The sequence below is a fragment of the Citrobacter sp. S46_ASV_140 genome (assembly GCF_018919545.1).
Taxonomy (GTDB): Bacteria; Pseudomonadota; Gammaproteobacteria; order Enterobacterales; family Enterobacteriaceae; genus Citrobacter; species Citrobacter braakii.
In genome coordinates this window covers 35,266-61,197 of sequence record NZ_JAHLRC010000017.1, presented here as the reverse complement: position 1 = coordinate 61,197, position 25,932 = coordinate 35,266, and the positions used below count along the sequence as shown (strand labels likewise).

26 protein-coding genes, 1 pseudogene and 1 CRISPR repeat array are annotated in these 25,932 nt (G+C 51.7%); of the genes and pseudogenes, 10 read left to right on the top strand and 17 right to left on the bottom strand.

Translation table 11 applies throughout. The features are described 5' to 3' along the window. The 8 genes from KQJ19_RS07470 to mutS form a co-directional block, all read left to right on the top strand. Positions 1-1,741, top strand: a 1,741-nt coding sequence (locus tag KQJ19_RS07470; RefSeq protein ID WP_216403503.1) for a fimbria/pilus outer membrane usher protein, incomplete at its 5' end; no start/stop codon positions are given. A 29-nt stretch (positions 1,742-1,770) separates the two neighbouring features. Beyond that, positions 1,771-2,949 (top strand): fimbrial protein, encoded by a 1,179-nt coding sequence (locus tag KQJ19_RS07465; RefSeq protein ID WP_103766744.1) that lies wholly within the window; start codon positions 1,771-1,773, stop codon positions 2,947-2,949. 67 nt (positions 2,950-3,016) lie between these two features. Further along, positions 3,017-4,204 (top strand): HD domain-containing phosphohydrolase, encoded by a 1,188-nt coding sequence (locus KQJ19_RS07460; protein ID WP_216403502.1) that lies wholly within the window; start codon positions 3,017-3,019, stop codon positions 4,202-4,204. Between the two features lie 69 nt (positions 4,205-4,273). Further along, positions 4,274-5,050: a winged helix-turn-helix domain-containing protein gene (locus KQJ19_RS07455; RefSeq protein WP_049282621.1), complete on the top strand. Its 777-nt coding sequence runs from the start codon at positions 4,274-4,276 to the stop codon at positions 5,048-5,050. Then, positions 5,047-5,520 (top strand): hypothetical protein, encoded by a 474-nt coding sequence (locus KQJ19_RS07450; RefSeq protein WP_047414279.1) that lies wholly within the window; start codon positions 5,047-5,049, stop codon positions 5,518-5,520. Before KQJ19_RS07455 ends, KQJ19_RS07450 begins: the two co-directional genes overlap by 4 nt. A 108-nt stretch (positions 5,521-5,628) precedes the next feature. After that, on the top strand, positions 5,629-6,219 hold the full coding sequence (locus tag KQJ19_RS07445; RefSeq protein ID WP_233626864.1) for a Crp/Fnr family transcriptional regulator: 591 nt from the start codon (positions 5,629-5,631) through the stop codon (positions 6,217-6,219). A 136-nt stretch (positions 6,220-6,355) separates the two neighbouring features. Continuing rightward, positions 6,356-6,961, top strand: coding sequence for a hypothetical protein (locus tag KQJ19_RS07440; protein WP_047414282.1), 606 nt, complete (start codon positions 6,356-6,358; stop codon positions 6,959-6,961). A 409-nt stretch (positions 6,962-7,370) separates the two neighbouring features. Beyond that, a complete protein-coding gene (mutS, locus tag KQJ19_RS07435; protein ID WP_047499414.1) occupies positions 7,371-9,932 on the top strand; it encodes a DNA mismatch repair protein MutS in 2,562 nt (853 codons plus the stop codon). 79 nt (positions 9,933-10,011) lie between these two features. On the opposite strand, the gene rpoS is transcribed toward mutS, so the two are convergent. Further along, positions 10,012-11,004 (bottom strand): RNA polymerase sigma factor RpoS, encoded by a 993-nt coding sequence (rpoS, locus tag KQJ19_RS07430; protein WP_000081498.1) that lies wholly within the window; start codon positions 11,002-11,004, stop codon positions 10,012-10,014. A 62-nt stretch (positions 11,005-11,066) separates the two neighbouring features. Then, positions 11,067-12,149: a murein hydrolase activator NlpD gene (nlpD, locus tag KQJ19_RS07425; RefSeq protein ID WP_230330220.1), complete on the bottom strand. Its 1,083-nt coding sequence runs from the start codon at positions 12,147-12,149 to the stop codon at positions 11,067-11,069. On the opposite strand from nlpD, the gene KQJ19_RS23955 reads away from it, so the two are divergent. After that, positions 12,052-12,279, top strand: coding sequence for a hypothetical protein (locus KQJ19_RS23955; protein WP_223870215.1), 228 nt, complete (start codon positions 12,052-12,054; stop codon positions 12,277-12,279). The genes nlpD and KQJ19_RS23955 overlap by 98 nt on opposite strands. 32 nt (positions 12,280-12,311) lie before the next feature. Here the strand turns inward: KQJ19_RS23955 and KQJ19_RS07420 are convergent, their stop codons facing one another. From KQJ19_RS07420 to cysD, 10 genes are all read right to left on the bottom strand, one after another. Continuing rightward, entirely contained in the window at positions 12,312-12,938 is a 627-nt protein-coding gene (locus KQJ19_RS07420; protein ID WP_003034172.1) for a protein-L-isoaspartate(D-aspartate) O-methyltransferase, read from the bottom strand. Continuing rightward, positions 12,932-13,693, bottom strand: a complete 762-nt coding sequence (gene surE / locus KQJ19_RS07415) for a 5'/3'-nucleotidase SurE (RefSeq protein ID WP_047499412.1) — start codon at positions 13,691-13,693, stop codon at positions 12,932-12,934. The genes KQJ19_RS07420 and surE overlap by 7 nt, the downstream gene beginning before the upstream one ends. Then, positions 13,674-14,723 (bottom strand): tRNA pseudouridine(13) synthase TruD, encoded by a 1,050-nt coding sequence (gene truD, locus KQJ19_RS07410; protein WP_049282617.1) that lies wholly within the window; start codon positions 14,721-14,723, stop codon positions 13,674-13,676. Before truD ends, surE begins: the two co-directional genes overlap by 20 nt. Continuing rightward, positions 14,720-15,199, bottom strand: a complete 480-nt coding sequence (ispF, locus tag KQJ19_RS07405) for a 2-C-methyl-D-erythritol 2,4-cyclodiphosphate synthase (RefSeq protein ID WP_016154209.1) — start codon at positions 15,197-15,199, stop codon at positions 14,720-14,722. The genes truD and ispF overlap by 4 nt, the downstream gene beginning before the upstream one ends. Further along, positions 15,199-15,909: a 2-C-methyl-D-erythritol 4-phosphate cytidylyltransferase gene (ispD, locus tag KQJ19_RS07400; protein ID WP_200047095.1), complete on the bottom strand. Its 711-nt coding sequence runs from the start codon at positions 15,907-15,909 to the stop codon at positions 15,199-15,201. Before ispD ends, ispF begins: the two co-directional genes overlap by 1 nt. Before the next feature lie 18 nt (positions 15,910-15,927). Continuing rightward, entirely contained in the window at positions 15,928-16,239 is a 312-nt protein-coding gene (gene ftsB, locus KQJ19_RS07395; protein WP_003034163.1) for a cell division protein FtsB, read from the bottom strand. Positions 16,240-16,454: 215 nt separating this feature from the next. Continuing rightward, on the bottom strand, positions 16,455-16,778 hold the full coding sequence (locus KQJ19_RS07390; protein WP_016154211.1) for a DUF3561 family protein: 324 nt from the start codon (positions 16,776-16,778) through the stop codon (positions 16,455-16,457). A gap of 47 nt (positions 16,779-16,825) precedes the next feature. After that, complete coding sequence (gene cysC, locus KQJ19_RS07385; protein WP_019077557.1) at positions 16,826-17,431, bottom strand: adenylyl-sulfate kinase; 606 nt, start codon at positions 17,429-17,431, stop codon at positions 16,826-16,828. Then, positions 17,431-18,858: a sulfate adenylyltransferase subunit CysN gene (gene cysN, locus KQJ19_RS07380; protein WP_016154213.1), complete on the bottom strand. Its 1,428-nt coding sequence runs from the start codon at positions 18,856-18,858 to the stop codon at positions 17,431-17,433. Before cysN ends, cysC begins: the two co-directional genes overlap by 1 nt. Positions 18,859-18,867: 9 nt before the next feature. Further along, positions 18,868-19,776 (bottom strand): sulfate adenylyltransferase subunit CysD, encoded by a 909-nt coding sequence (gene cysD / locus KQJ19_RS07375; protein WP_003034152.1) that lies wholly within the window; start codon positions 19,774-19,776, stop codon positions 18,868-18,870. 254 nt (positions 19,777-20,030) lie between these two features. On the opposite strand from cysD, the gene KQJ19_RS07370 reads away from it, so the two are divergent. After that, positions 20,031-21,077 (top strand): aminopeptidase, encoded by a 1,047-nt coding sequence (locus KQJ19_RS07370; RefSeq protein ID WP_200051900.1) that lies wholly within the window; start codon positions 20,031-20,033, stop codon positions 21,075-21,077. Positions 21,078-21,111: 34 nt separating this feature from the next. After that, a CRISPR array of direct repeats spans positions 21,112-22,178; the repeat unit is 29 nt; unit sequence CGGTTTATCCCCGCTGGCGCGGGGAACAC. Positions 22,179-22,274: 96 nt separating this feature from the next. On the opposite strand, the gene cas2e is transcribed toward KQJ19_RS07370, so the two are convergent. From cas2e to cas7e, 5 genes and pseudogenes are all read right to left on the bottom strand, one after another. Next, positions 22,275-22,568, bottom strand: a complete 294-nt coding sequence (gene cas2e / locus KQJ19_RS07365) for a type I-E CRISPR-associated endoribonuclease Cas2e (RefSeq protein WP_019077560.1) — start codon at positions 22,566-22,568, stop codon at positions 22,275-22,277. Further along, positions 22,565-23,488: pseudogene (gene cas1e, locus KQJ19_RS07360) on the bottom strand (type I-E CRISPR-associated endonuclease Cas1e). Before cas1e ends, cas2e begins: the two are co-directional and overlap by 4 nt. Beyond that, positions 23,485-24,135 carry a type I-E CRISPR-associated protein Cas6/Cse3/CasE gene (gene cas6e / locus KQJ19_RS07355; protein ID WP_049282614.1) on the bottom strand — a complete coding sequence of 217 codons (651 nt, stop codon included), beginning with the start codon at positions 24,133-24,135 and terminating at the stop codon, positions 23,485-23,487. Before cas6e ends, cas1e begins: the two are co-directional and overlap by 4 nt. Continuing rightward, complete coding sequence (cas5e, locus tag KQJ19_RS07350) at positions 24,135-24,863, bottom strand: type I-E CRISPR-associated protein Cas5/CasD (protein WP_216403501.1); 729 nt, start codon at positions 24,861-24,863, stop codon at positions 24,135-24,137. Before cas5e ends, cas6e begins: the two co-directional genes overlap by 1 nt. A gap of 9 nt (positions 24,864-24,872) precedes the next feature. Further along, on the bottom strand, positions 24,873-25,928 hold the full coding sequence (gene cas7e / locus KQJ19_RS07345; RefSeq protein ID WP_216403500.1) for a type I-E CRISPR-associated protein Cas7/Cse4/CasC: 1,056 nt from the start codon (positions 25,926-25,928) through the stop codon (positions 24,873-24,875). Between the last annotated feature and the right edge of the window lie 4 nt (positions 25,929-25,932).

The following is a 25,932-nucleotide window of genomic DNA, read 5'->3' as shown; positions in this document are numbered from 1 at the left end:
TAAAAGTCGTCAGATGTTACCGGACAGCGAAAACGTTTATATGCCAGTGATCGAAGGTGTTGCAACCAGTTCAGCGGTGGTCAGTATCTCCCAGGATGGTCATATCATCCACCAGATCAATGTCCCACCAGGCCCCTTTGCCATCCGCGATCTGATGCCTACCGGCTCACGCAGCGATTTATCCGTCGAGGTAAAAAACACCGGCGGCAACATTGAGCGCTTCATTGTGCCATTCTCCTCGATCCCGGATATGCAGCGCCCCGGCAGCAGCGACTATCAGATTAACGTCGGGGCGGTGGACATGCGCAACGTCGACGATAGCAGCCATTTTACCCAGGTGAGCTATTCACGTGGGGTGAATAACTACCTCACCGCGTCAGCGGGCGGGATCTGGAGCCAGAATTATCAGTCTCTGCTTCTGGGAGGAGCGGTTTCCATCCCCTACGCTGGGTCACTCTCGGCTTCCGTGGAGGAGTCGCAGTATCGTCTGCCTGGCGATAGCCGTCGCCACGGAGAAAAATACGCGCTGTCCTGGAGTAAATACTTCCCGACCCGCACCAATATTTCGCTGGCTTCGTATTATTACCGTACTCAGGATTACGCTTCTTTTAGCGATTATATCCTGACCAAATCCAATATTAAGGATTATGGCGGAACGGGCACCTCAACGATCAACAGCAAACAAGCCTTTAGCGCCAATATTAATCAGCCGCTGGGGGAACAATTTGGAAGACTGTCGCTTTCAGCCTACTGGCGCGATTACTGGCGCGGTCAGAAAAGTAGCCGTCAGTACAACCTGACCTGGAGCAATGCCAGTCACGGCGTCAACTACTCGGTTTCGCTGCGCCGCTCGGAGGTTACGCAGTCCTATTACGACTATGAAACCAATTATGAAGGCGACCTGGTGAGCGCGTTGCGTTCACGCGGTAAGACGGAAAACAACCTCTATTTTTCTGTCACGATACCGATGTCGATATTCGGCAGCGGCGGCAGCCTGTCTTCTCATGCCAGCGTGCAGAACGGCAAATATTCCTCTTCTGACGTCAGCATGAGCGGGAATATGCATGATGTTGACTACAGCCTGATGCTGAGCCACGACAGTGACAACGATTCGCGGGCAGCCGATCTCTACACCAGCTGGAAAAATGACTATACCAGCATGAACAGCGGCGCGACTCTGGCCCGTGAATATCGCCAGCTAAGCCTGGGTGCCAGCGGCAATCTGCTGGCATGGAAAGGTGGGCTGCTGGCGTCTCCTCATAACGGACGTAATTTTGTCATTATTGAAGCGCCAGGAGTGGTGAATGCGGTCGTTAACGGCGATACCTCCGCACACACCAACAGCAAAGGTATCGCCCTCATCACCAGCGCGACACCGTACCGACAGAATAATTTCCATCTGGAGCAGGATGGAACCCAAAAAAGCGACGTCGACCTTGAAGGTAATTTACTCAATGTGGCGCCGTACGAAGGCAGTATCAGCTGGCTGAAGTACAAAACTGACACGCGCAGACTCTTCACTTTTGATGTGCAAACCGCTGAAGGGGGTCAGTTACCGTTTGGCGCGGTTGTCAGCGGTGCCGGGAATGAAGAAGTCGGCTATGTCGCACAGGGGAGTCAGATTTTTATTAAGTCAGAGACGCTTCCCGCCAGCCTGAAGGTGAATATCAGCAAAGGTAAGACTAAAAAATTCTGCACTATTTCCCAGCCTGCAGAGCATGCTGAAAATATTTGTCGCTAACTCAGTTTACTCAGCTAACAGAATCAATCATGAAAAAATTATTTTATTTTATGGTTACGGCCATAATACTGACCGCAATCCCAATATTATCTGCACAAGCACAGTCGCAGGCTCAGTCTCGCGGTGTAACAGGCGATACCTGCCGTAATTCCGGTATACTTTTTACCAGCGTCGCAGAATCGGATAAGTCGCTAAATCTTTCATCGGCTTTCGTGAATTCAAACGTCGTTGAATATTCCTATACCACCAGTTGGTCGGGTAGTATGACCTGTACTTACGGGAATATTGGGATCGGTGGTCTGGCGCAAGACCACTTATATTATTTTACCGGTTTCAACGGTTCTCCTGTTTATTTGAATTTCAACAGTGCGGATGGTGAAAGTAGCTACTGGATAAAATTAACGTCCACCATTAGTGGCGATACCAAAGTGACTGTCAGCGGTATCGTGGGCATTCACTCTCTGTCATATCAGACACAATATACGCTGCGAGCGGAATTAATGTCGGCTCCGCCTGTGGGCATGGAAAGCTATACCAAAACCACAACCAGCGGCGCACTGTCGGTCATACCTGCAGTGATGAGCGGTACCGGAAGCGGCTCCAGCTCACCGTTCCTTTCCAGCAAAACATATGCTTATCGCGCCTGGTCCAATATGATGTCTGAAACCGCACGCAAAAGCTGGAATACCGATTATTTTATTGCTTATGAGAAGCTGACGATTCAGTTTGAGCCAAAAGAAACAACCTGCAATATGACGCGGGACATGAGCGTGAAATTACCCCCCGCTCCGTTTAGCGTCCTGAAAAAAAATGGAAAGGCAGATGGTGCCGATTTCACGATCCCGCTGAAGTGCGGCAACCTGGCCGGAATTAAAACGTCTACCCGCAATGTTAAGGCCTGGTTATCCAGCAATGATTTAGTCAGTTCGGATACCAGCTACCAGATAATGGTCAACGATGAAACCACGGCGGGAGGGGTAGGTATTGCCATTCGTAGCCGGATGTTTATGGGTGACTATGATGAGGTGCAAATATCCAGTAGCAATAATATGGAACATGCCTCACAAATATTAGATATCGCTAAAGATGATGATATAAGCAATACGCAATACATTTATCTTCATGCTTATTACAAAGTTTATAACGCATCAGCATTATCAACCGGTAGCGTGGTGGCGACTGCGCAGATAATGTTTGGCTACGATTAACCCCCTATTTTACTGTGGCCCAGACGGGCTACAGTAAGTTTTTAATTTAATTCTCTTAAAGGATTTTATGAAAATATCTGTTCAAACCGTGCTTGATCTTCTGCACAGCATTATGCACCCGCTTTCTCCTGAACTGGTGCATCATTTGCAACGCACGGGTCTCATTTGCTGGTATCTCGGGAATCGAGCCGGTTTTGACAGTGCAGCCATCAATAACGCCTGGCTTGCGGGTATGTTGCACAATATCGGGGCGCTGAGCAAAGTGCATCCCTTCAGTGGCGCCCATGGTAAAGCCTTTATTGAAGAGCATGGACGGCTTGGCGCCTCAATGATGTCCGGCGTACGTTTTTTACAGCCAGTGACCGCAATTCTTGAAACGCGCCACGCGGATGCCTTGGGTTACACGCAGAATACAATGCTGAATACTTGGCATCTGGTGCATCTGGCCGATGAGTTTGAGCTGTGGCTGCGCGGGGTTGAAGGTGACTATGTGGCCCAACGGCATAATATTGTTTCCGGTTTTCTGGCCAGTAGCCCACTATGGCCATCGTGCCTGGTCGAGGCGCTACAGGATGCCAGCCATGAGGATGGTTTCTGGTTTCGCCTGAGTTCGCCCTCATTACAACAGGTGCTGCGTGTTATCAGCCCGCTCAATGATGTGGTGCTGGATCACCATGATTTTCTGGAGGTCTGCCTGCTGATTTCGAATATCGTCGATAAATACAGCAGCTTTACGCAGACTCACAGTACCAGCGTGGCTCAAGTGGCGGCGAAGCTTGCGGAGCTGTACGGCTGCGATCGCTACACCCAGGATAAAATCCGCATCGCGGGATACCTGCACGATATTGGCAAGCTGGGTATTCCACTGGAAATCCTCGAGAAGCAGGGAAAGCTGGAGCCGGACGAGTACGCGCAAATGAAGCGCCATAGCTATAAGACGCTGGAGATGCTACACCCTATTGAAGAGCTGGGTGAAATCGTACACTGGGCGGCAAGACATCATGAACGCCTCGACGGCAGCGGCTACCCTTTTCGTCTGGGTGCGGCTGCGCTGGATATCCCTTCGCGTATTATTGCTGTGGCTGATGTTTTCACCGCGATGACCGAGAACCGCCCCTATCGTCAGGGGATGTCCAGCGAAAAAGCATTGATTATTCTCGAGGAAGAGGCGTCAAATTTTCGTCTGGATCGGGACATTGTCGATCTGCTAAGCCATAATATTGCAGTGCTCAGACCTTTGGTTGCGATGTACTAAGCCAGGCATAACCCGAAATCGCAGCCGCGCAGAATGCATATTGTATAAATTTACCGAAAGAAAACGCGAATGAAATATTTGATAGCCAATAGAGTCATTTACGATAGCGAGAGCGGGGAACTTGTGGTCAAGGAACCCGGAAACGAGCAAAGTAAAAGGCTAACAAATACCGCTAACCGTATTCTTTCGTTACTGATTGCGTCGCCAGGCCGGGTACTTGAACGCGATTATCTTCTGGATAAAGTCTGGGAGGAAGCGGGCCATCCGGGTTCCAGTTCATCGCTGAGCCAGTACATTAGTATCCTCAGAAAAACATTAACATCCTTAATATTCATTGAGGAAATTATTGTAGCCGTACCCAAGGTGGGCTTTTACTTCTCACCGGAAATCGCCGTTGAACTGCAGAATGATGAAGAAATGGTGAGTACCACACCTCTTCCGGTATCCCTGCGTAAGGCGGCAACGAAGGATAAAAAAAACCTCTGGCTGATTGCGGCTATCGCGTTTTTGCTGCTGGCCAACCTTTGGATACTCAGCCAGAAACAGGGTTCACCGCGTTTTGCAGCCGAATACAGTATTGGTGAAATCGGGAACTGCAAATTTACTGCCTATGAAGATTTATCGGAGGAAGTTGACCCTCAGGTCATGAATATTATCCGTCAGCTACAGCCTGAACTTGAGCTAAAGTGCGCCCGGAAACCCGCGCAGATTATGGTTTATTTTCAACCCAGTGTTCTTTACGGTAGTCATGGTCGGTTTTTCTACTCTTATTGTCCAACAGATAAGGCAACAGCAAAAATTGTCTATTGTGAGAACTATTATGCTTTTAACTGGAAATTAAAATGAAGCTGATGACAACCTTAGTGCTGGCAGTGGTCGCGTTGATTTGTCTGTTAACATGGCAACTAAGCCTGCGATCGGGTGTTTATTTTGACAAACGCTGCTTTGCGAATATCACCTATGTTGATGCTTCAGATCACGCTCTCTTATTCAAAGGAAATATCACGTTTGAATTTAACAAGAACGAAACGGGCGTATTTAATCTTTCCGGCAACATTGACTATCAGGGGCGTCAATATCGATTGTCGCGTTATATAACATTTACCTACCATAACGTCAGCGGCAACCAGTATCGTATGAATACGACGACAAAAGATATCATGGCTCACGATAATGTGCCGGAAGACATTACCCTGCTGACAACAAAAATATTTGGGATGGAAGGCGAATACGTTATCTCCTTAGACAAAAAAGACAATAACTATATTACGATTGCAAATACCTTATCACCCTTAATGAACTGTGTGATTCAATAACAGGGATAGTGTTATACATTCACTATGAAAAGAAATAATTGTGTCAATTGTGAAGAGTGCGGTTTTGCAGAACTGTGCTCTGCCTATCTGTTCAGGCAGAAAGATCCATTGTTTATCCGCAATCTGGAGACAAAAAAGAAGATTGCCAGAGGTGAATATATTTATCGTCGGGGAGAGAAAATAGACGCGCTATATGCCCTACGTAGCGGGGCCGCTAAGGTTTACGATACGCGCGGGCAGCTGATGGGGATCGTTTTGCCAGGACAGGTGATGGGCGTGGAGGAGCTGCACATCGGTTACAGTCAGCAGGATATTCAAGCCGCAACGGAAATAGAAGTTTGCGTACTGAGAAGCGATCATTTCTACGAAATGAGCCAGCTGATGCCAGGATTTACAGATTTTATTGTCAGGATCCTGTCACGTTCGGCGCAGGAAAAACAGCAATTTATTTCAGTATTGACCAAAAGTGATACCTTGCAGAAGGTTCAATATTTCCTGCAACTGTTGTCTCGCACTTATAAAGAGTATGGCTTTGAGCATCTCAACCTTGAGTTACCGATCAGTAAGAAAGAACTGGCCCAGGTTCTGGGCATTTCGATATCCACCTTGTCGCGTGCCCTGGATAGCCTGAAGGATCAGGGGATTATTTCCATGCTAAATAAAAAAGAGATAACGCTAATGATGTCAGACAAAAAATAGCGTCTGAATGAGGATCTTCTTGTAATTTCTTAGTTTCATCTCAAAAAATCCGTAAATCATTTATTGTCCAGTGTATCCCTTTGAGGAAAGCACCGGACTCATTTTTCTTAAAAACAAAGAGTTAAGGTTTTTCCCAATGTCGTTTGTCGTATTCTCTGATGATATTTTTTTTACCCGGTCTGCGGGAGGGCTGATGCCAATAGATAGCCTGCGCGAAGAGAACTTATGTATTATTGATATTGAATCTTTCTTCAGCTTGCATGATATTAAACATCGTGTTTGCAATGAACTGACCGACGGCTATTCTATCATTTTTGTAAAAGGCCGTGGAATGTTATCAAAGGTGCTTTCATCACTGGAGGGTATCTCCAGAACCGCCTCTGTAACGGAGTTTATCCGGTATATTAATGAAGGCCGAAGATATACTGTCTATCATATACTCACCATAATTGATTCTTTGCGGGAGCTACGTAACCTTACCCATACCGAGATTTCCGTAGCCTGTGCGTTACGCCGACAAATAAATATTACTGCCACATCCCAACTTCTGCACTGCTCAACGAAAGCAGTGTATCAGCGGGTATCTGCCTTGGCTCAGAAAATGAACCTCAGATACGGTACCCAAATCCAGTATTTCTTGTACCGCGAATATACTATTGAGGAACTCCAGCAGATAAATTGCATGAAACATCGTCCTGATACCGGTGTATTCCAGAATAATGGATCGACCCCACATCTGTAAGCAGATTCGATCCTCACGACGAGGCCTGTCTAATGGCCTCCGGACTGAGGTATCGCCCCGGTTGTCGTACAGGTTGAATCACTACGGATTTAACAGACACCTCAGAGCCATTTATGGACTTATCTTTGTCGCCAGGCTTCATCATTTCTACCGCTTTAAACGAAAGTAGCTTTCCCTCTTGTTTTCCTGCCATAAAGACTCCGTTATCATGCACCTTATGCAATCATGAACATCAAGGTAGGTTACTCTGTATATGCCCATATTTTACCCAGGTATAGGTTGGCAAGGCACACTTTAACCCACCTTTAAATGTAGGATTTCATGATATTCGATGAGACAACGTGAAACTTAATGATAACCAAAAAATCACTAACTCATTAAAAATTAAGAAAATGGACATCATAAACCAATGAGTACAATAGAAAACTTAGACTCCCATACCCCCATGATGCAGCAGTATCTCAAGCTGAAGGCTCAGCACCCGGAAATACTGCTGTTTTACCGCATGGGCGACTTTTACGAACTGTTTTATGACGATGCGAAACGCGCGTCTCAGCTGCTTGATATCTCCCTGACCAAACGCGGCGCATCTGCGGGCGAGCCAATCCCGATGGCAGGCATTCCTCATCATGCGGTAGAAAACTACCTCGCCAAGCTGGTCAATCAGGGTGAGTCTGTTGCTATTTGTGAACAGATCGGCGATCCGGCGACCAGCAAAGGCCCGGTTGAGCGCAAAGTGGTACGTATTGTCACACCAGGCACCATCAGTGATGAAGCGTTGTTGCAGGAACGCCAGGACAACCTGCTGGCCGCCATCTGGCAAGACAGTAAAGGGTACGGCTACGCTACGCTGGATATCAGCTCCGGGCGTTTTCGTGTCAGTGAACCCGCTGACCGCGAAACCATGGCCGCGGAATTGCAGCGCACCAACCCCGCTGAATTGCTGTATGCCGAGGATTTTGCCGAAACCTCGCTGATAGAGGGACGTCGCGGCCTGCGTCGTCGTCCGCTGTGGGAATTTGAAATTGATACCGCCCGTCAGCAGTTAAATCTGCAGTTCGGCACGCGGGATCTGATTGGCTTTGGCGTGGAAAACGCCCCACGCGGATTATGCGCTGCCGGCTGTCTGCTGCAATACGTAAAAGATACCCAACGCACCTCGCTGCCGCATATTCGTTCCATCACCATGGAGCGTCAGCAGGACAGCATCATTATGGACGCCGCCACACGCCGCAATCTGGAAATCACCCAGAACCTGGCGGGCGGGGTGGAAAACACGCTGGCTTCAGTACTCGACTGCACCGTGACACCGATGGGTAGCCGTATGCTCAAGCGCTGGCTGCATATGCCGGTCCGCGACACCAAAATCCTCACCGAGCGCCAACAGACTATCGGCGCGCTGCAGGATACCACCAGCGAATTACAACCCGTGCTGCGTCAGGTAGGCGATCTGGAACGTATTCTGGCGCGTCTGGCCCTGCGTACTGCGCGCCCGCGCGATCTGGCCCGTATGCGTCATGCCTTCCAGCAATTACCCGAACTGCGCGCGCAACTGGAAAACGTAGATAGCGCCCCCGTGCAGATGCTGCGCGAGAAAATGGGTGAGTTTACTGAGCTGCGTGAACTGTTGGAGCGTGCCGTCGTGGAAGCTCCGCCAGTGCTCGTACGTGACGGCGGCGTCATTGCCCCAGGCTACAATGAAGAGCTTGATGAGTGGCGAGCGCTGGCTGATGGCGCCACGGACTACCTCGATAGACTGGAAATCCGCGAACGCGAACGCACTGGTCTGGACACGCTGAAAGTAGGATTTAACGCCGTGCACGGCTACTACATTCAGATCAGCCGTGGGCAAAGTCATCTGGCGCCAATTAACTACGTACGCCGCCAGACATTGAAAAACGCCGAACGCTACATTATTCCGGAACTGAAAGAGTACGAAGACAAAGTTCTGACCTCAAAAGGCAAAGCGCTGGCGCTGGAAAAACAGCTGTATGACGAACTGTTCGACATGCTGCTGCCACACCTGGCTGATTTGCAACAAAGCGCCAGCGCGCTGGCGGAGTTGGACGTGCTGGTCAACCTCGCGGAGCGTGCTTATACCCTGAATTACACCTGTCCGATCTTCACCGATAAACCCGGCATTCGTATTACCGAGGGACGTCATCCGGTGGTTGAACAGGTGCTGACCGAGCCGTTTATCGCCAACCCGCTTAACCTCTCGCCTCAGCGACGGATGCTGATCATCACCGGCCCAAACATGGGGGGTAAAAGTACCTATATGCGCCAGACTGCGTTGATTGCGCTACTGGCCTATATCGGCAGCTACGTTCCGGCACAGAAAGTCGAGATCGGGCCTATCGATCGTATCTTTACCCGCGTGGGCGCGGCGGATGATCTGGCATCAGGTCGTTCCACCTTCATGGTAGAAATGACCGAAACCGCCAACATTCTGCATAACGCCACCGAGAACAGTCTGGTGCTGATGGATGAGATTGGACGCGGTACCTCCACCTACGACGGCCTGTCGCTGGCATGGGCATGCGCAGAAAATCTGGCAAATAAAATCAAAGCATTAACTTTATTTGCGACCCACTACTTCGAACTGACGCAGTTACCGGAGAAGATGGAGGGCGTCGCTAATGTGCATCTGGATGCGTTAGAGCACGGCGATACCATCGCCTTCATGCACAGCGTGCAGGATGGCGCGGCGAGCAAGAGCTATGGTCTGGCAGTCGCTGCCCTGGCTGGCGTACCGAAAGAGGTGATCAAACGCGCGCGGCAAAAACTGCGCGAACTGGAAAGCATCGCGCCAAATGTTGCCGCAACCCAGGTCGACGGCACGCAGATGTCGCTGCTGTCAGTACCGGAAGAAACGTCACCCGCCGTTGATGCGCTGGAAAACCTCGACCCGGATTCGCTAACGCCTCGCCAGGCGCTGGAGTGGATCTACCGGTTGAAAAGTCTGGTGTAGTAAAAAGAGCCCGATAGCGTTAGCCCTAAAGAAAAAGGCCAGTCTCAATGAGACTGGCCTTTCTTGATAGAACTTGTGCTTACTCGCGGAAAAGCGCTTCGATATTCAGTCCCTGAGTCTGCAGAATTTCACGCAGACGACGCAGACCTTCAACCTGAATCTGGCGAACACGTTCACGAGTGAGACCAATTTCACGGCCCACATCTTCCAGTGTCGCAGCTTCGTACCCCAGCAGACCAAAACGACGTGCCAGCACTTCACGCTGCTTGGCGTTCAGTTCGAACAGCCATTTGACGATGCTCTGTTTCATATCATCGTCTTGCGTGGTGTCTTCTGGACCGTTTTCCTTTTCATCGGCCAGAATATCCAGCAACGCTTTTTCGGAATCGCCACCCAGCGGGGTGTCTACCGAGGTAATACGCTCGTTGAGTCGGAGCATACGGCTGACGTCATCAACCGGTTTATCCAGTTGTTCAGCAATCTCTTCTGCACTCGGTTCGTGGTCCAGTTTATGCGACAACTCACGCGCGGTACGCAGATAGACGTTCAGCTCTTTTACAATGTGAATCGGCAGTCGGATCGTACGGGTTTGGTTCATAATCGCCCGTTCGATCGTCTGGCGGATCCACCAGGTTGCGTATGTTGAGAAGCGGAACCCACGTTCCGGGTCAAACTTCTCGACGGCACGGATAAGCCCTAAATTGCCCTCTTCAATCAGGTCCAGCAATGCCAGACCACGATTGCCATAACGACGAGCAATTTTCACCACCAGACGCAGGTTACTTTCAATCATGCGACGGCGAGATGCGACATCTCCACGCAGTGCGCGACGCGCAAAATAAACTTCTTCTTCGGCTGTTAACAGTGGTGAATAACCAATCTCACCAAGGTAAAGCTGAGTCGCGTCCAACACACGCTGTGTGGCCCCCTGCGATAACAGCTCTTCTTCAGCCAGGTCGTTATCACTGGGTTCCTCTTCACTCAAGGCTTTTTCATCAAAAGCCTCTACTCCGTTCTCATCAAATTCCGCATCTTCATTTAAATCATGAACTTTCAGCGTATTCTGACTCATAAAGGTGGCTCCTACCCGTGATCCCTAACGGAACTAGCACGTGAAAGCCTGGTTCCGCCTAATTATCGCTGCGGTAAATAGCGCAGCGGGTTTACGGATTTCCCCTTGTAACGAATTTCAAAATGCAAGCGTGTTGAACTGGTTCCGGTGCTACCCATGGTAGCTATTTTCTGCCCCGCCTTGATTTCTTGTTGTTCCCGGACCAGCATTGTATCGTTATGGGCGTAGGCGCTCAGGTAATCATCGTTATGTTTGATGATAATAAGATTACCGTAACCACGCAGCGCGTTACCGGCATAGACGACGCGTCCATCTGCGGTCGCGACAATAGCCTGTCCTTTGCTGCCTGCAATGTCGATCCCTTTATTGCCACCTTCGGTAGCCGCAAAGTTTTCGATCACTTTGCCGTCAGTCGGCCAGCGCCAGGTAGAGATTGGCGAGCTAGTCGACGTTGAGCTTGCAGTTGATTCGGTTGTGCTAACTGCTGGAGCCGTTACAGGCGCTGTGACCACAGTCCCAGCAGGCTTGTTGTTCGGCAACATTTTGTTAGCACTTTGTTCACCTGAATCCTCAGAATACGTAATTGTTGGTTTCGAAGCAACAGCAACGGTGGAATTTTGTGCAGGGTTGGTCACAACTCCTTGCTGTGCTGCATCCGCCTGGGTGATGGCATTGCCACCGGTAATCGGTGCACCAGACGCGTTGCCCACTTGCAGAGTTTGACCGACATTCAGGCCATACGGGGCCGGAACGTTATTGCGTTGTGCGAGGTCACGGAAATCGTTCCCGGTGATCCAGGCAATATAGAAAAGGGTATCGCCTTTCTTAACAGTATAGGTACTGCCGCCCGTGTAGCTACCTTTCGGAATATTCCCATACTTACGATTGTATACAATACGACCGTTTTCCATCTGCACAGGCTGTTGAGCAACAGGCTGGATTTGCGTTGGCTGTGTGGTTGGTTGCTGCACCGACTGGATCTGTGGCGTCTGCTGTACTGTCGACGTCGAGCCCATTTTAGGTGGAGGCGTAATCAGCATGCCAGAACTGGTGTTCGTTGATGCACTACCGTTAACCGAGCTGACCGGCGCTGGTGGATTCGAGGTGTTTGAACAACCTGCCAGCCATAGTGAAACCAGTGACAATGCCGCAATGCGGCGAACGGTAAATTTGTGGCTTCCCGCGCTCATTTATCCCCCAGGAAAATTGGTTAAAACCAGTGACGTAATCACCGTGCAAGGCCCCGTCACAATACGCTTACTCTTTCGAGAATAACCAGGAAAACTCCAGGTATTCAGCAGCGCTATCTACGCAAGCTCCCCTTTTACTAAGGGAACGAAACGTACGGCCTCCACGGTATCGATAATAAATTCGCCTCCCCGACGACGCACCCGCTTCAGAAACTGGTGCTCATCGCCCACGGGTAAGACGAGAATGCCGCCCTCATCCAGTTGCATCATCAATGCGGTCGGGATCTCGGGCGGCGCTGCCGTTACAATGATAGCGTCAAACGGAGCTCGCGCCTGCCAGCCTTGCCATCCATCACCATGACGGGTCGAAACATTATGTAAATCAAGCTGCTTCAGGCGGCGACGCGCCTGCCATTGCAAACCTTTAATGCGCTCAACGGAGCACACATGATGCACCAGGTGCGCCAGAATCGCCGTCTGGTAGCCAGAGCCAGTACCAATTTCCAGCACTCGAGACTGCGGCGTTAGCTCAAGCAGTTCGGTCATTCGCGCAACCATATAGGGCTGCGAAATCGTCTGCCCCTGACCAATCGGCAGGGCAATATTGTCCCAGGCCTTATGTTCAAACGCCTCATCAATGAATTTTTCACGCGGCACGGCGGCGAGCGCATCGAGGACAAGCTCATCTCTGATGCCCTGCGCACGTAATTGTTCAAGAAGAGTGTGTACGCGTCTGCTTACCATTGCGTGTCGACTCCCACGCTGTCTAACCAGTCAGAAACCACTTCATGCGCGCCGTATGCGGTTAAATCGACATGCAGCGGCGTGATGGAAACATAGCCTTCATCGACGGCGGCAAAATCCGTATCCGGCCCGGCGTCGCACTTTTCGCCCGGCGGCCCGATCCAGTACAGGGTATTACCGCGTGGGTCCTGCTGTGGAATAACCTGATCCGCCGGATGGCGACTACCGCAGCGCGTGACGCGAATACCTTTAATCTGATCCAGTGGTAAATCCGGCACGTTGATATTCAAAATGCGACCGGTGCGCAGCGGTTCACGACTCAGCGCCCGTAAGATACGACAGGTTACTGCGGCAGCAGTATCGTAGTATTTATGGCCATCAAGTGAGACAGCCAGTGCCGGGAATCCCAGATGACGGCCTTCCATTGCCGCCGCAACGGTACCGGAATAGATAACATCATCACCCAGATTAGGACCCGCGTTGATACCAGAAACGACAATGTCCGGACGCGGACGCATTAATGCGTTCACGCCCAGATAGACGCAGTCGGTGGGCGTACCCATTTGTACGGCGATATCGCCGTTATCATAGGTAAAGGTGCGAAGTGAGGATTCCAGCGTCAGCGAGTTAGACGCGCCACTGCGGTTACGATCCGGGGCAACCACCTGTACGTCAGCAAACTCACGCAGCGCTTTCGCCAGCGTTTGTATACCGGGTGCGTGGACCCCATCATCGTTACTCAGCAATATACGCATAATCACCCATTGTGTTAATAAGTTCCCTTACAACACTGGTGGCGAAGCTACCTGCCGGTAGCCAGAAGCGTAACTCGACGGTTACGTCATCCCACCAGTTCCAGCTTAATTGTTGTGGATACAGCAACATAGCGCGACGCGACGCGTCGACTTTCTCGCGCAATAACAGAGCTTGCAGCGCGGTTTCATCAGCAACAGCGGCTTTTTCAAACGCCAGTGCGTCGCGCTGAGTTCCCCACTCACCGCTGCCCGGTAATGCCGCTGTGATCATCAATTCTTTCTCATCGACGCGACGCTGTAATTCAGTGTGTTCTTCCTGTGTGGCGACAAACCAACTTCCGCGTCCGGATAATTGTAGCGCATCGCCGTCAACAACTTGATTAAAGTCTGTTTTTTTCAAGCGTTCACTGACTATCTGATTAAACAACGCGCTACGGGCCGCCGACAACCAAAAACTGCGTTTATTGCGATCGCGCACCGGCGCATCGCTTTGTGCCCAGCGCAGCGCCCCTTGCAGGTTGCTACCGCCGATACCAAAACGCTGAGCGCCAAAATAGTTCGGTACGCCGCGTTCGCTAATCGCCTGCAAACGCGCTTCAACGTCATTTCGCTCGCTCACTTCACGCAACACCAGCGTAAATTCGTTGCCTTTCAGCGCCCCTAAACGCAGCTTACGCTTGTGGCGCGCGTACTCCAGAACTTTACAGCCTTCGAGCTCAAATTTGCTTAGATCAGGCATTGCATTGCCCGGTACGCGCGCGCACAGCCACTGTTCCGTGACCGCATGCTTATCTTTCTGCCCGGCAAAGCTCACTTCACGGGCGTGAATTTTCAGGAATTTCGCCAGCGCGTCAGCCACAAAACGGGTGTTACAACCGTTCTTCAGGATGCGCACCAAAACATGCTCGCCTTCGCCATCCGGTTCGAAGCCTAAATCTTCGACAACAACAAAGTCTTCCGGATTCGCTTTCAGGACGCCATGGCCCAGTGGTTTGCCATGGAGATACGTCAGATCGTCAAACACAGTCATTTCGGTGCCTTAATGAGTAACGCCACCGCTTCACAGGCAATCCCTTCCCCACGCCCGGTAAAACCGAGTTTTTCCGTGGTGGTCGCTTTCACGTTAACATCATCCATATGGCAGCCGAGATCTTCGGCAATAAACACGCGCATTTGCGGAATGTGCGGCAGCATCTTCGGCGCCTGAGCAATAATTGTCACATCCACATTACCAAGCGTATAGCCTTTGGCCTGAATACGCCGCCAGGCTTCTCGCAATAATTCACGACTATCGGCACCTTTAAAGGTCGGGTCGGTGTCAGGGAAGAGTTTACCGATATCCCCGAGCGCAGCCGCGCCCAGCAGAGCATCGGTTAGCGCGTGTAACGCCACATCGCCATCAGAATGCGCCAGCAATCCTTTTTCATACGGGATGCGCACACCACCAATGATAATTGGGCCTTCTCCGCCAAAAGCGTGTACGTCGAAACCGTGTCCAATTCGCATTATGTCTTCTCCTGGTGGGTAGTCCGGGTCAGATAAAATTCGGCCAACGCCAAATCCTCTGGACGCGTTACTTTAATATTATCAGCCCGTCCTTCAACGAGCTGAGGGTGTAAGCCGCAATATTCCAGCGCCGAGGCCTCATCCGTAATGGTTGCGCCTTCGCGGAGCGCACGGGTCAGGCAGTCGTGCAACAGCTCGCGAGGGAAAAACTGCGGCGTCAACGCGTGCCATAAATCGGTGCGATCGACCGTATGGGCAATGTCTGTTCGGCCCGGCTCCGCGCGCTTCATCGTGTCGCGTACTGGTGCCGCCAGGATCCCGCCGGTGCGGCTGGTCTCACTGATTGCCAGCAAACGGGCTAAATCATCCTGGTGCAGACACGGACGCGCGGCGTCATGCACCAGTACCCAACTGGCCTCACCTGCGGCTTGCAAACCGGCAAGGACAGAATCGGCACGCTCGTTGCCGCCATCCACTACGGTAATTTGCGGATGCGCGGCGAGTGGAAGTTGGGCAAAGCGGCTGTCGCCTGGGCTGATAGCGATAACGACTCGCGTCACCCGGGGATGAGCCAGCAGCGCATCAACCGAGTGTTCAAGAATGGTTTTATTGCCAATAGAGAGGTACTGCTTAGGACACTCTGTTTGCATTCGGCGGCCAAACCCGGCAGCCGGCACCACAGCGCAAACGTCCAATAAAGTGGCTGCCATGTTAAATCCCTGGACGGTTTATCGATTGTTTTGCCCTGCAGTCTGAGCGCGTTTAGACGCGTCAGGCACCAGACGATAAAAGGTTTCGCCCGGCTTAGTCATGCTGAGTTCGTTGCGCGCGCGCTCCTCAATAGCCTCTTGTCCGCCATTGAGATCGTCAATTTCGGCAAAGAGCTGATCGTTACGTGCTTTAAGTTTCGCGTTCGTAGCTTGCTGCGCAGCAACATCATCGTTGACGCGACTATAGTCATGTATGCCGTTCTTACCGAACCACAGCGAATACTGCAGCCAGACCAATAAAGCCAGCAACAGCAGCGTTAGTTTACCCATCCTGCCCCCTGAAAAACGGCATTAACATCCCATAACTTCCGCAGACAACTTTACATCAACGGTCGGGAATGCCGCGACAACGCGGGCAAATGTACCACATTTGCCCGTTGTTACGTATACCCCGTGTAAGGAGAACATAATCTCATTGTTGGTTACGGTTTGAATTATGACCAGAGAGTGAACAACATCAGCGATTGTTAAAAAAAGGCGTTTGCCTAACCCAACAACCACAGAAATAGCGCGCCAAACATCGCCCCAACCACCAGTAGGGTGCAGGTAATGCTCAGCAGCAACAGCCCCTTCAATAGGGAGTGCAGCGCAATACCCGCGACAATCGCCACGGGCAGCAATGCGAGGAAAAAGGGCCAGGTATAAATGAAGAAAAAGAGTGTGTTAGGGCCATAAATCAGAAACGGAATCCCCAGCGCCAACAGCCACGCGATAAAACCGACCACGGCACCCGGTAGTGACCAGGTGGTTTCATCGTCGGCGGCGAAGGTATCTGACTCTGTAATAGTAATGTTATGGCTGTTACGCATATCTAATCCTGTGACCGTGACTGACCGGGCATACAAGCTCGGGTGTCTCAGGATCTGATAATATCTTCCTGCCTCAGCAGGTCTAATAATTGGGGTACCAAATTTGTTACCAATTGTTCACCATCAAGGTGAATCTCTGGCGATTCAGGCGCTTCGTATACCGAATCAATTCCGGTGAAATTGCGCAACTCACCCGCCCGCGCTTTTTTATACAGCCCTTTTGGATCGCGTAATTCGCACGTTGCCAGCGGCGTATCGACAAAAACCTCAATAAAACGCCCTTCGCCAACGCGTTCACGGACCATTTTGCGTTCGGCGCGATGCGGAGAGATAAAGGCGGTCAACACCACAAGGCCCGCGTCCACCATCAGGTTAGCCACCTCGCCAACCCGACGAATATTCTCCTTACGATCGGCATCGCTAAACCCAAGATCGCTGCACAGGCCGTGGCGCACGTTATCGCCATCCAACAAATAGGTACTCACTCCCAGCTTGTGCAACGCCTCTTCCAGCGCCCCTGCTACCGTGGATTTACCGGAACCAGACAGCCCGGTAAACCACAGCACAACACCACGATGACCGTGGCGTTGTTCCCGCTGTTGCGGTGTAACAGGATGGGCATGCCAGACGACGTTTTCGTCATGCAGCGCCATTATTTTCCTCCCAGCAGATCGCGCGCGCCCCAGTGCGGGAAATGGCGACGCACTAACGCATTAAGCTCCAGCTCAAACGCGCTGAACTGAGAAGCCGCGGTGTGCTCCTGGACGATTGGCTCACGTACCAGCCCCGCGCCAACGGTAACGTTGGTCAGGCGGTCAATGATAATCAGCCCGCCCGTAACCGGGTTCTGCTGATAGGTATCCAGCACCAGCGGCTCATCAAAGGTCAGATTAACCAGACCGATGCCGTTTAGCGGCAACGCTTCAACATCACGTTGGGTCAGGTTATTAATATCAATCTGGTACTGCACGTTATCAACGCGTGCGCGGGTCTTCTTACCGGCGACTTTGATGTCGTAGCTCTGCCCAGGCGACAACGGTTGTTCCGCCATCCACACCACATCAACGGCAGCGCTTTGTACCGCAGGTAACGCTTCACCGGCATCAAGTAGCAGGTCGCCCCGGCTGATATCGATTTCATCTTTCAATACCAGGGTGATCGCTTCACCCGCATGTGCTTCCTGTAAATCACCATCAAAGGTTACGATCCGCGCCACGCTCGACTCAACGCCGGATGGCAGCACTTTGACGCGTTGCCCTACCTTCACACTACCGGAGGCCAGCGTCCCGGCATAACCACGAAAATCCAGATTCGGTCGGTTCACATACTGCACCGGGAAACGCATCGGCTGAGTATCAACTATGCGTTGAATCTCAACGGTTTCCAGCACTTCCAGTAGCGTCGGACCGCTGTACCACGACATGCTGGCGCTTTGTGAAGCCACGTTGTCGCCTTCCAGCGCAGAGAGCGGCACAAACCGGATATCCAGGTTGCCCGGCAACTGTTCAGCAAAAGTAAGATAGTCTTCGCGAATGCGGTTAAATGTCTCTTCGCTAAAGTTCACCAGATCCATTTTGTTGATCGCCACCACCAGGTGTTTGATCCCAAGTAGCGTGGAGATAAAGCTGTGACGACGGGTCTGATCCAGCACGCCTTTACGCGCATCGATCAGCAGGATCGCCAGGTCGCAGGTCGACGCACCGGTCGCCATGTTGCGAGTGTATTGCTCATGACCGGGAGTATCCGCAATAATAAATTTACGCTTCTCGGTAGAGAAATAACGGTAAGCCACGTCGATGGTGATGCCCTGCTCGCGCTCGGCTTGCAAGCCGTCAACCAATAACGCCAGATCGAGCTTTTCGCCCTGAGTACCGTGACGTTTACTGTCGTTGTGCAGCGATGAAAGCTGGTCTTCATAAATCTGACGCGTGTCGTGCAGCAGGCGACCAATCAGGGTGCTTTTCCCATCATCCACGCTACCGCAGGTTAAAAAACGCAGCAGGCTTTTGTGTTGCTGGGCGACCATCCAGGCTTCAACGCCGCCTTCATTAGCAATTTGTTGTGCAAGTGTCGTGTTCATGGCGGCTCCTTAGAAATACCCCTGACGTTTCTTCAGCTCCATGGAGCCCGCCTGGTCGCGGTCAATCACGCGGCCCTGACGTTCACTGGTGGTTGAGACCAGCATCTCTTCGATGATTTCAGGCAGCGTCTGCGCATTCGACTCCACCGCGCCTGTTAACGGCCAGCAGCCGAGCGTACGGAAACGCACCATGCGTTTTTTAATCACTTCGCCCGGTTGCAGATCGATTCTGTCGTCATCAATCATCATCAGCATGCCGTCGCGTTCCAGCACCGGACGCTCCGCCGCCAGGTACAGCGGCACGATGTCGATATTTTCCAGCCAGATGTACTGCCAGATATCCTGTTCAGTCCAGTTGGAGAGCGGGAATACGCGAATGCTTTCGCCTTTGTTAATCTGTCCGTTGTAGTTATGCCACAGTTCCGGACGCTGATTTTTAGGGTCCCAGCGATGAAAACGATCGCGGAAAGAATAAATGCGCTCCTTGGCACGCGATTTCTCTTCGTCACGACGAGCGCCACCGAACGCGGCGTCGAAACCGTATTTGTTCAACGCCTGCTTCAACCCTTCGGTTTTCATAATATCGGTATGCTTGGCGCTACCGTGAACAAACGGGTTGATGCCCATCGCCACCCCTTCCGGGTTTTTATGCACCAGCAGTTCACAACCGTAGGCTTTCGCCGTGCGGTCACGAAACTCGTACATCTCGCTGAATTTCCAGCCGGTATCAACGTGCAGCAGAGGGAACGGCAACGTGCCAGGATAAAACGCTTTGCGCGCCAGATGCAGCATTACGCTGGAATCTTTGCCGATGGAATACATCATCACCGGATTCGAAAACTCGGCGGCCACCTCACGAATAATATGGATGCTTTCCGCTTCCAGTTGCCGCAGGTGGGTAAGTCGTTTTTGATCCATAACCGTTCCTATGTAATGCCGTTATTTTGCTAACGATGCTCAGATAACCTGACTATAGGGAGGGCAAGAGGGCGAATGAAATTACGAATTGGAATGAGTAGTTCCTCAAAGGAATAACGATCCGGAAAAGCAAATATCAAAAAGTGCTTAAGCTACCGAATTTCGGGCATTTAGGAGCAAATGAAATTGTTTTACCTCGATCACGGTTTCATACTAGCGGCTAAAAATTTCTGCTTGGTATTTAAGGACTCATTATGTTTTCCGCAACGCGCCCCCTTCTTGCAATCCTGGCGCTCGGCGCGTGCTTTATCCTTCCCGCACAGGCAACATCTTCCAAACCTGGAGATATCGCAAATACCCAGGCTCGATATATCGCAACGTTTTTCCCGGGCCGCGTAACGGGCTCTCCGGCAGAAATGTTGTCTGCTGATTATATTCGTCAGCAATTTCAGCAGATGGGCTACAGCAGTGATATTCGAACGTTTAATAGCCGTTATGTTTATACCGCCAAAAATAACCGTAAAAACTGGCATAACGTCACGGGAAGTACCGTTATTGCCGCACATGAGGGTAAAGCGCCACAGCAGATTATTATCATGGCACACCTCGACACCTACGCCGCACAGAGCGACGCCGATTCCGATGCCAATCTGGGTGGATTGACCCTGCAAGGTATTGATGACAACGCCGCAGGACTTGGCGTGATGCTGGAACTGGCGGAAAAACTCAAAGACGTGCCGACGCAGTACGGCATTCGATTTATCGCCACCAGCGGCGAGGAAGAAGGCAAACTGGGCGCGGAGAACATCCTGAAGCGAATGAGCGCCGCCGAGAAGAAAAATACGCTGCTGGTTATCAACCTCGATAACCTGATCGTCGGCGATAAGCTCTATTTCAATAGCGGTAAGAAAACCCCGGAAGCGGTGCGAAAATTGACGCGCGACCGGGCACTGGCCATCGCGCACAGCCGCGGTATCGTAGCCAGCACCAATCCAGGACAGAACAAAAACTATCCGAAAGGTACTGGATGTTGTAACGACGCAGAGGTCTTCGACAACGCAGGCATTGCCGTGCTCTCCGTTGAAGCAACCAACTGGAGTCTGGGCAAGAAAGATGGCTATCAACAGCGCGCCAAAAGCGCCTCGTTCCCGGCAGGCAACAGCTGGCACGATGTGCGACTGGATAACCAGCAGCATATCGATAAAGCCTTACCGGGCAGGATAGAGCACCGTAGCCGCGACGTGGTACGCATTATGCTCCCGCTGGTAAAAGAACTGGCAAAGGCGGGTAAATCCTCGTAACCCATCCAGCTCCATAATATTTCTGCTTTCAAAGTGGATTATCCCCGCTGGCGCGGGGAACACACCAATCGAGATTAACATTGTAACGGCGCGATCGGTTTATCCCCGCTGGCGCGGGGAACACTCCCATATCGCGACAATCAGCACGTGGGTTATCGGTTTATCCCCGCTGGCGCGGGGAACACGGCGAAGGAACCGCATTAAGAATTCAGTCTGACGGTTTATCCCCGCTGGCGCGGGGAACACTCCTGAGACTCAGAGCGCTGTTGTGACGGTGGCGGTTTATCCCCGCTGGCGCGGGGAACACGCTCGGGTCGGCAATTCCAGATAACACGTTTTGCGGTTTATCCCCGCTGGCGCGGGGAACACTGCCGCCACTATATCTCGGTCTGGAATAATCCCGGTTTATCCCCGCTGGCGCGGGGAACACGAATTCACCCGTTGCAACAGCGCGCCTGGTTCCGGTTTATCCCCGCTGGCGCGGGGAACACACCGGCCAGAAGGTAAACGAACCCGCACCAACCGGTTTATCCCCGCTGGCGCGGGGAACACCCGCTGAATCCGTCGATGACGCTGCCAAACGGCGGTTTATCCCCGCTGGCGCGGGGAACACTCCACAGGAACTCGATTGCTATATGTCGGAGACGGTTTATCCCCGCTGGCGCGGGGAACACTAACGCTAAATAAACTAACGGGTTCGACATACCGGTTTATCCCCGCTGGCGCGGGGAACACTTTATCAACGCAGCGCAAACCCAACTCGACAGCGGTTTATCCCCGCTGGCGCGGGGAACACACATTGATACAGAGGAAGCGATGACCAGCGTTCGGTTTATCCCCGCTGGCGCGGGGAACACACCATAATCTTTAGCCATTTGAGCGTTTTTCTCGGTTTATCCCCGCTGGCGCGGGGAACACGTATCAATCCATACTGGATTACCTAGCATATGCGGTTTATCCCCGCTGGCGCGGGGAACACATGGAAGGGACCCGGAATCAGGCGGTGACGATCGGTTTATCCCCGCTGGCGCGGGGAACACTACGCCTACTTCATCGAGAACCAATAAATCGACGGTTTATCCCCGCTGGCGCGGGGAACACACTAAATATATATAACTGTTTTCTATTGCAATTTTCATCAAGTAACAATCTACCAACTTGGGAACAACAATTCCGTTTTATTAAAGAACACTCAACCTATTGATTATCAAAAGGAAGAAAAGACACTAGTCTAAGTCCATCCAAATCTACCGGAATACGGCGATTTTCTCCCCAGGTTTGAAACTCAAAACCTGACTCAGTGTTTGTCGCCCAGGCCATCACAACGTTTCCCGCTCCGCCCAACTGTATGATTTGGTGCCAAATCATTTCCCGAATTCGCTTAGAGGTATCACCAACGTAAACACCCGCACGGATTTCCAGCAGCCAGACGGCGAGACGCCCTCGCAGACGCGGCGGAACGTTTTCCGTTACAACGACAACCATACTCATCCACCACGCCCCCTATGACCACCATCTCCAAACAATTCCGGTTCCGGTATTGCAGGCGGCAACATATCTGGCGCAGGCTGCGGAGGGTCTATTTCGCCAGCGTCAAGGACTTCCTCAATCAGAGGTATCAGTTTGCTCGTCAGCTTAGAACTACGAAATATATCGCGACAGGCCAATCTCACCTCTCTATCTGGCTCTACAGGATGGCGGGCAGCAATTTCAAATGCCTTCGGCACGACAGAGTCGAATTTAATGATATCGGCAATGTCATAAACAAAAGAAAGCGGTTTACCGCTGTGAATAAAACCAATGGCAGGTGCATAGCCAGCCGCCAGGATAGCCGCTTCTGAAATCCCATAAAGACATGACGTCGCGGCGCTAATACATCGATTGACTACATCGCCTTTTTCCCAGTCTTTAGGATCATAGTTGCGACCATTCCATTTTACGCCGTATTGTTTTGCCAGCAGGGCATAGGTCTGCCGCACACGGGCCCCCTCAATACCGCGTAACTGTTCAACTGAACGACGCGCTGGGGGCGGCTCGCGAAAACGCAATTCATACATTTTTCGCACGACTTTCAGCCGCAAATCATCATCCAGCGCTAATTTGGCCTGATAGAGCAGCTTGTCAGCCCGTGCCCCACCGGGCTGGCCGGAAGCGTAAACGCGCACACCCGCTTCCCCAACCCACACCAGCAATGTCCCGACTATTGATGCCAGTCACACTGCGGCATGAGAGACTCGCGTTCCCGGCTCCAGCATAATGCAGGCTACCGACCCCACCGGAATATGCGTGCGAATACCGCTTTTATCGATCAAGACAAACGCGCCATCCAGTACGTCAACCTGACCATACTGGAGGAAGATCATTGAGGTACGATCTTTTAAGGGAATCGGGCTTAGCGGGACAAACGTCACTCACCATCTCCCGGTTTGATCATCATCATGCCGCAGCCAAACGCCCGGCTTTTACCGAATCCCACCGCCAGACGTTGCAGGAATCGTTCAGGATCGTTGACCACCAGCACGCCACTATAATCCACGCTGCTGAACTGAATCATCTGGCGGGCTTTCTCGCGCCGTATCTGCTGCTGCCGATAGGCATCAACATTACTCTCACACAATGAGAATCCATGTTGCTCCCCCTGGCGAGACAGCCACGCCAGCGCCGCCTGCTGCTGACAGAGCCAGATGTCCTGACTACCCATCTGCGCTTTGACCTGGCGCTTTGCTTCCATCAGCAAATCATGACGTTTACCTGCTTTACAAATTGTCGGATTAGCACGCAGGTTAAATCGCAACGTCTGACCAACGCTTAACGCTGGGCTGAACGAGCGGCACTGCACGTCGAAAATCGCGCTTTCTGCTGGCCGTTCCTGTGACAAAACAAAAAAGCGAAAAGCACCCTGTAACTCCTCACGACGATAAAGGAACTGCCGATCCTTTCCACCAGGAAAAAGATCCCACAGCCACTGATGCATAACGTATTCGCCACGATCCACCAGATGCAGCAGTTGTGAAGGCGAAAGCTGGCTGGTATGTAACGTTATTCTTGAGAGGTACACTATTCCTCCTTGCTGAGCCATGGCCCTTGATTCACGGAACGTTCGCCAAACAACCATTGTTGGCGACTCAACGGCCTGTCACGGCGGCGCAAAATTTTATTCGCGGTTAAGCCGTCGTGATCCCCTTCCCACCAGCATTCATTCTGTAATTTCGCCAGAGGAAGTTTCAGCGCTTTGAATTTACTCTCATACTGACGATATGCCTCACGTAAGACATCCGGCGCGCTTCCTTCCAGCAGTACCGGCGCGAGCGGCAACCCCAGCGGATAGCTTTTTCGCCCCAAATACAGAGGAAATACCGGATGTTGCAATCCTTCCCGGATCTGCTTCAGCGAATAAGGCGCGTCCGGCGTCATTGCAACGCCAACCATCCACCAGGCATCGGTGTAATAGTCTCGCCGGGAAATCAGCGCACTGAGCAACTCAGGATCGCGCAGCTCTTCCCGGCGGCTAAAATAGCGCGCTTTACGCACCTCTCTTGGCATCTGGACTGTGTGATAATCTCGTGCCCAGCGGGGTTCCGGGCTGGCACACAACAGAAAAGCATAATGCTGATTGAAATCGTTTAACCGCTCCTCTTCATCACGACAAATACCGAGCGCTGCCGCGAGCAGCCCCAGTAACGCCGAACGAGAGGGAAGCTCGTGACTATGGCGAACTTCACCGGGCGCATCGACGCCCCAGGAAGCCATTGGCCCATGAAGCTGAAAAACCAGATATTGGCTCATAGCCGCCCCTTACGCGCAGATAAAGTCCAGGACGTCTTTCATGCTTCCCTGTTGCTGCATAACATCAAAGTGGGTTGATTTGGTTTGCTCACCATAGACTTTCTTCATATTTTCACGCAGTTCGGTAATGCGTTTTACCGCCACATCCAGTTGGTTGGTGCCGTTGATCGGATTATAAAATGCCGCAGCCAGGGAACGAGGCTGATCGGTTCCCGTTTCCGCCAACGCCCAAGAGGCATAAGCGCGACTGGCAAAGCTGTTTTGTTTGCCGGTTGGCGAGACTTTCAGCGCCGCTTCGGTAAAGGCCCGCAACGTTTTATTAGCCAGCTCTTCATTACTGTGGAGATTTTTCACCAGCAGATCTTTGTCGATGCAGATATAGGTATAAAACAGCGCTGAACCAAAACCGGTTTCTCCCAAGTGACCTGCGCCCGCATCATCTGAAGAAGCGCGTAAATCGTCGACGGCAGTAAAGAAATCGTCTTCGACGATCGTTTCGCTGACGCCGAAGGCATGCGCAACCTGGCAGGCTGCTTCTATATTGAACTCTGGTTTATTGGCCAGCATGCGGCCAAACATCGCGATATCGACGGCCATGCGATCTTTACGTAGCAGCGCCAGCTCTTCCTCTTTTGGCGCACGTTTTTCTTCTGCCAGACGATGAGCCAGGGTAATTACCGCATCAAACTCTGCCGGGCTAATGTGCACCAGTTGCTCGGTTTCGGCGTTGGTCAGTACATCTTTCGCTTTCTTATCTGCTTTTACTTTGCCAAAGCAGTTTGCGATACCCTCTACCCATTCAACCGCTTTTTTCGGATCAATACCTTTTTCTATCAAGATATTCGCCGCCTCACGCGCAATACGCCCACAGCGAATACCAATATTCCCGGCCAGCGCCTGCTCAAACAATTCAGAAGTGCGCCATGCGCGTTTCAGACTCTGGGAAGAAATACGCAAACGTGTTGCTCCGCCAAGCACTACCGTTTTCGGCGCACCGGTATCGTCACGGTTCAGATTGGCAGCAGGATAAGCGGTCAGTAAATGGAGCTGAATAAACGTTGTCATTTGG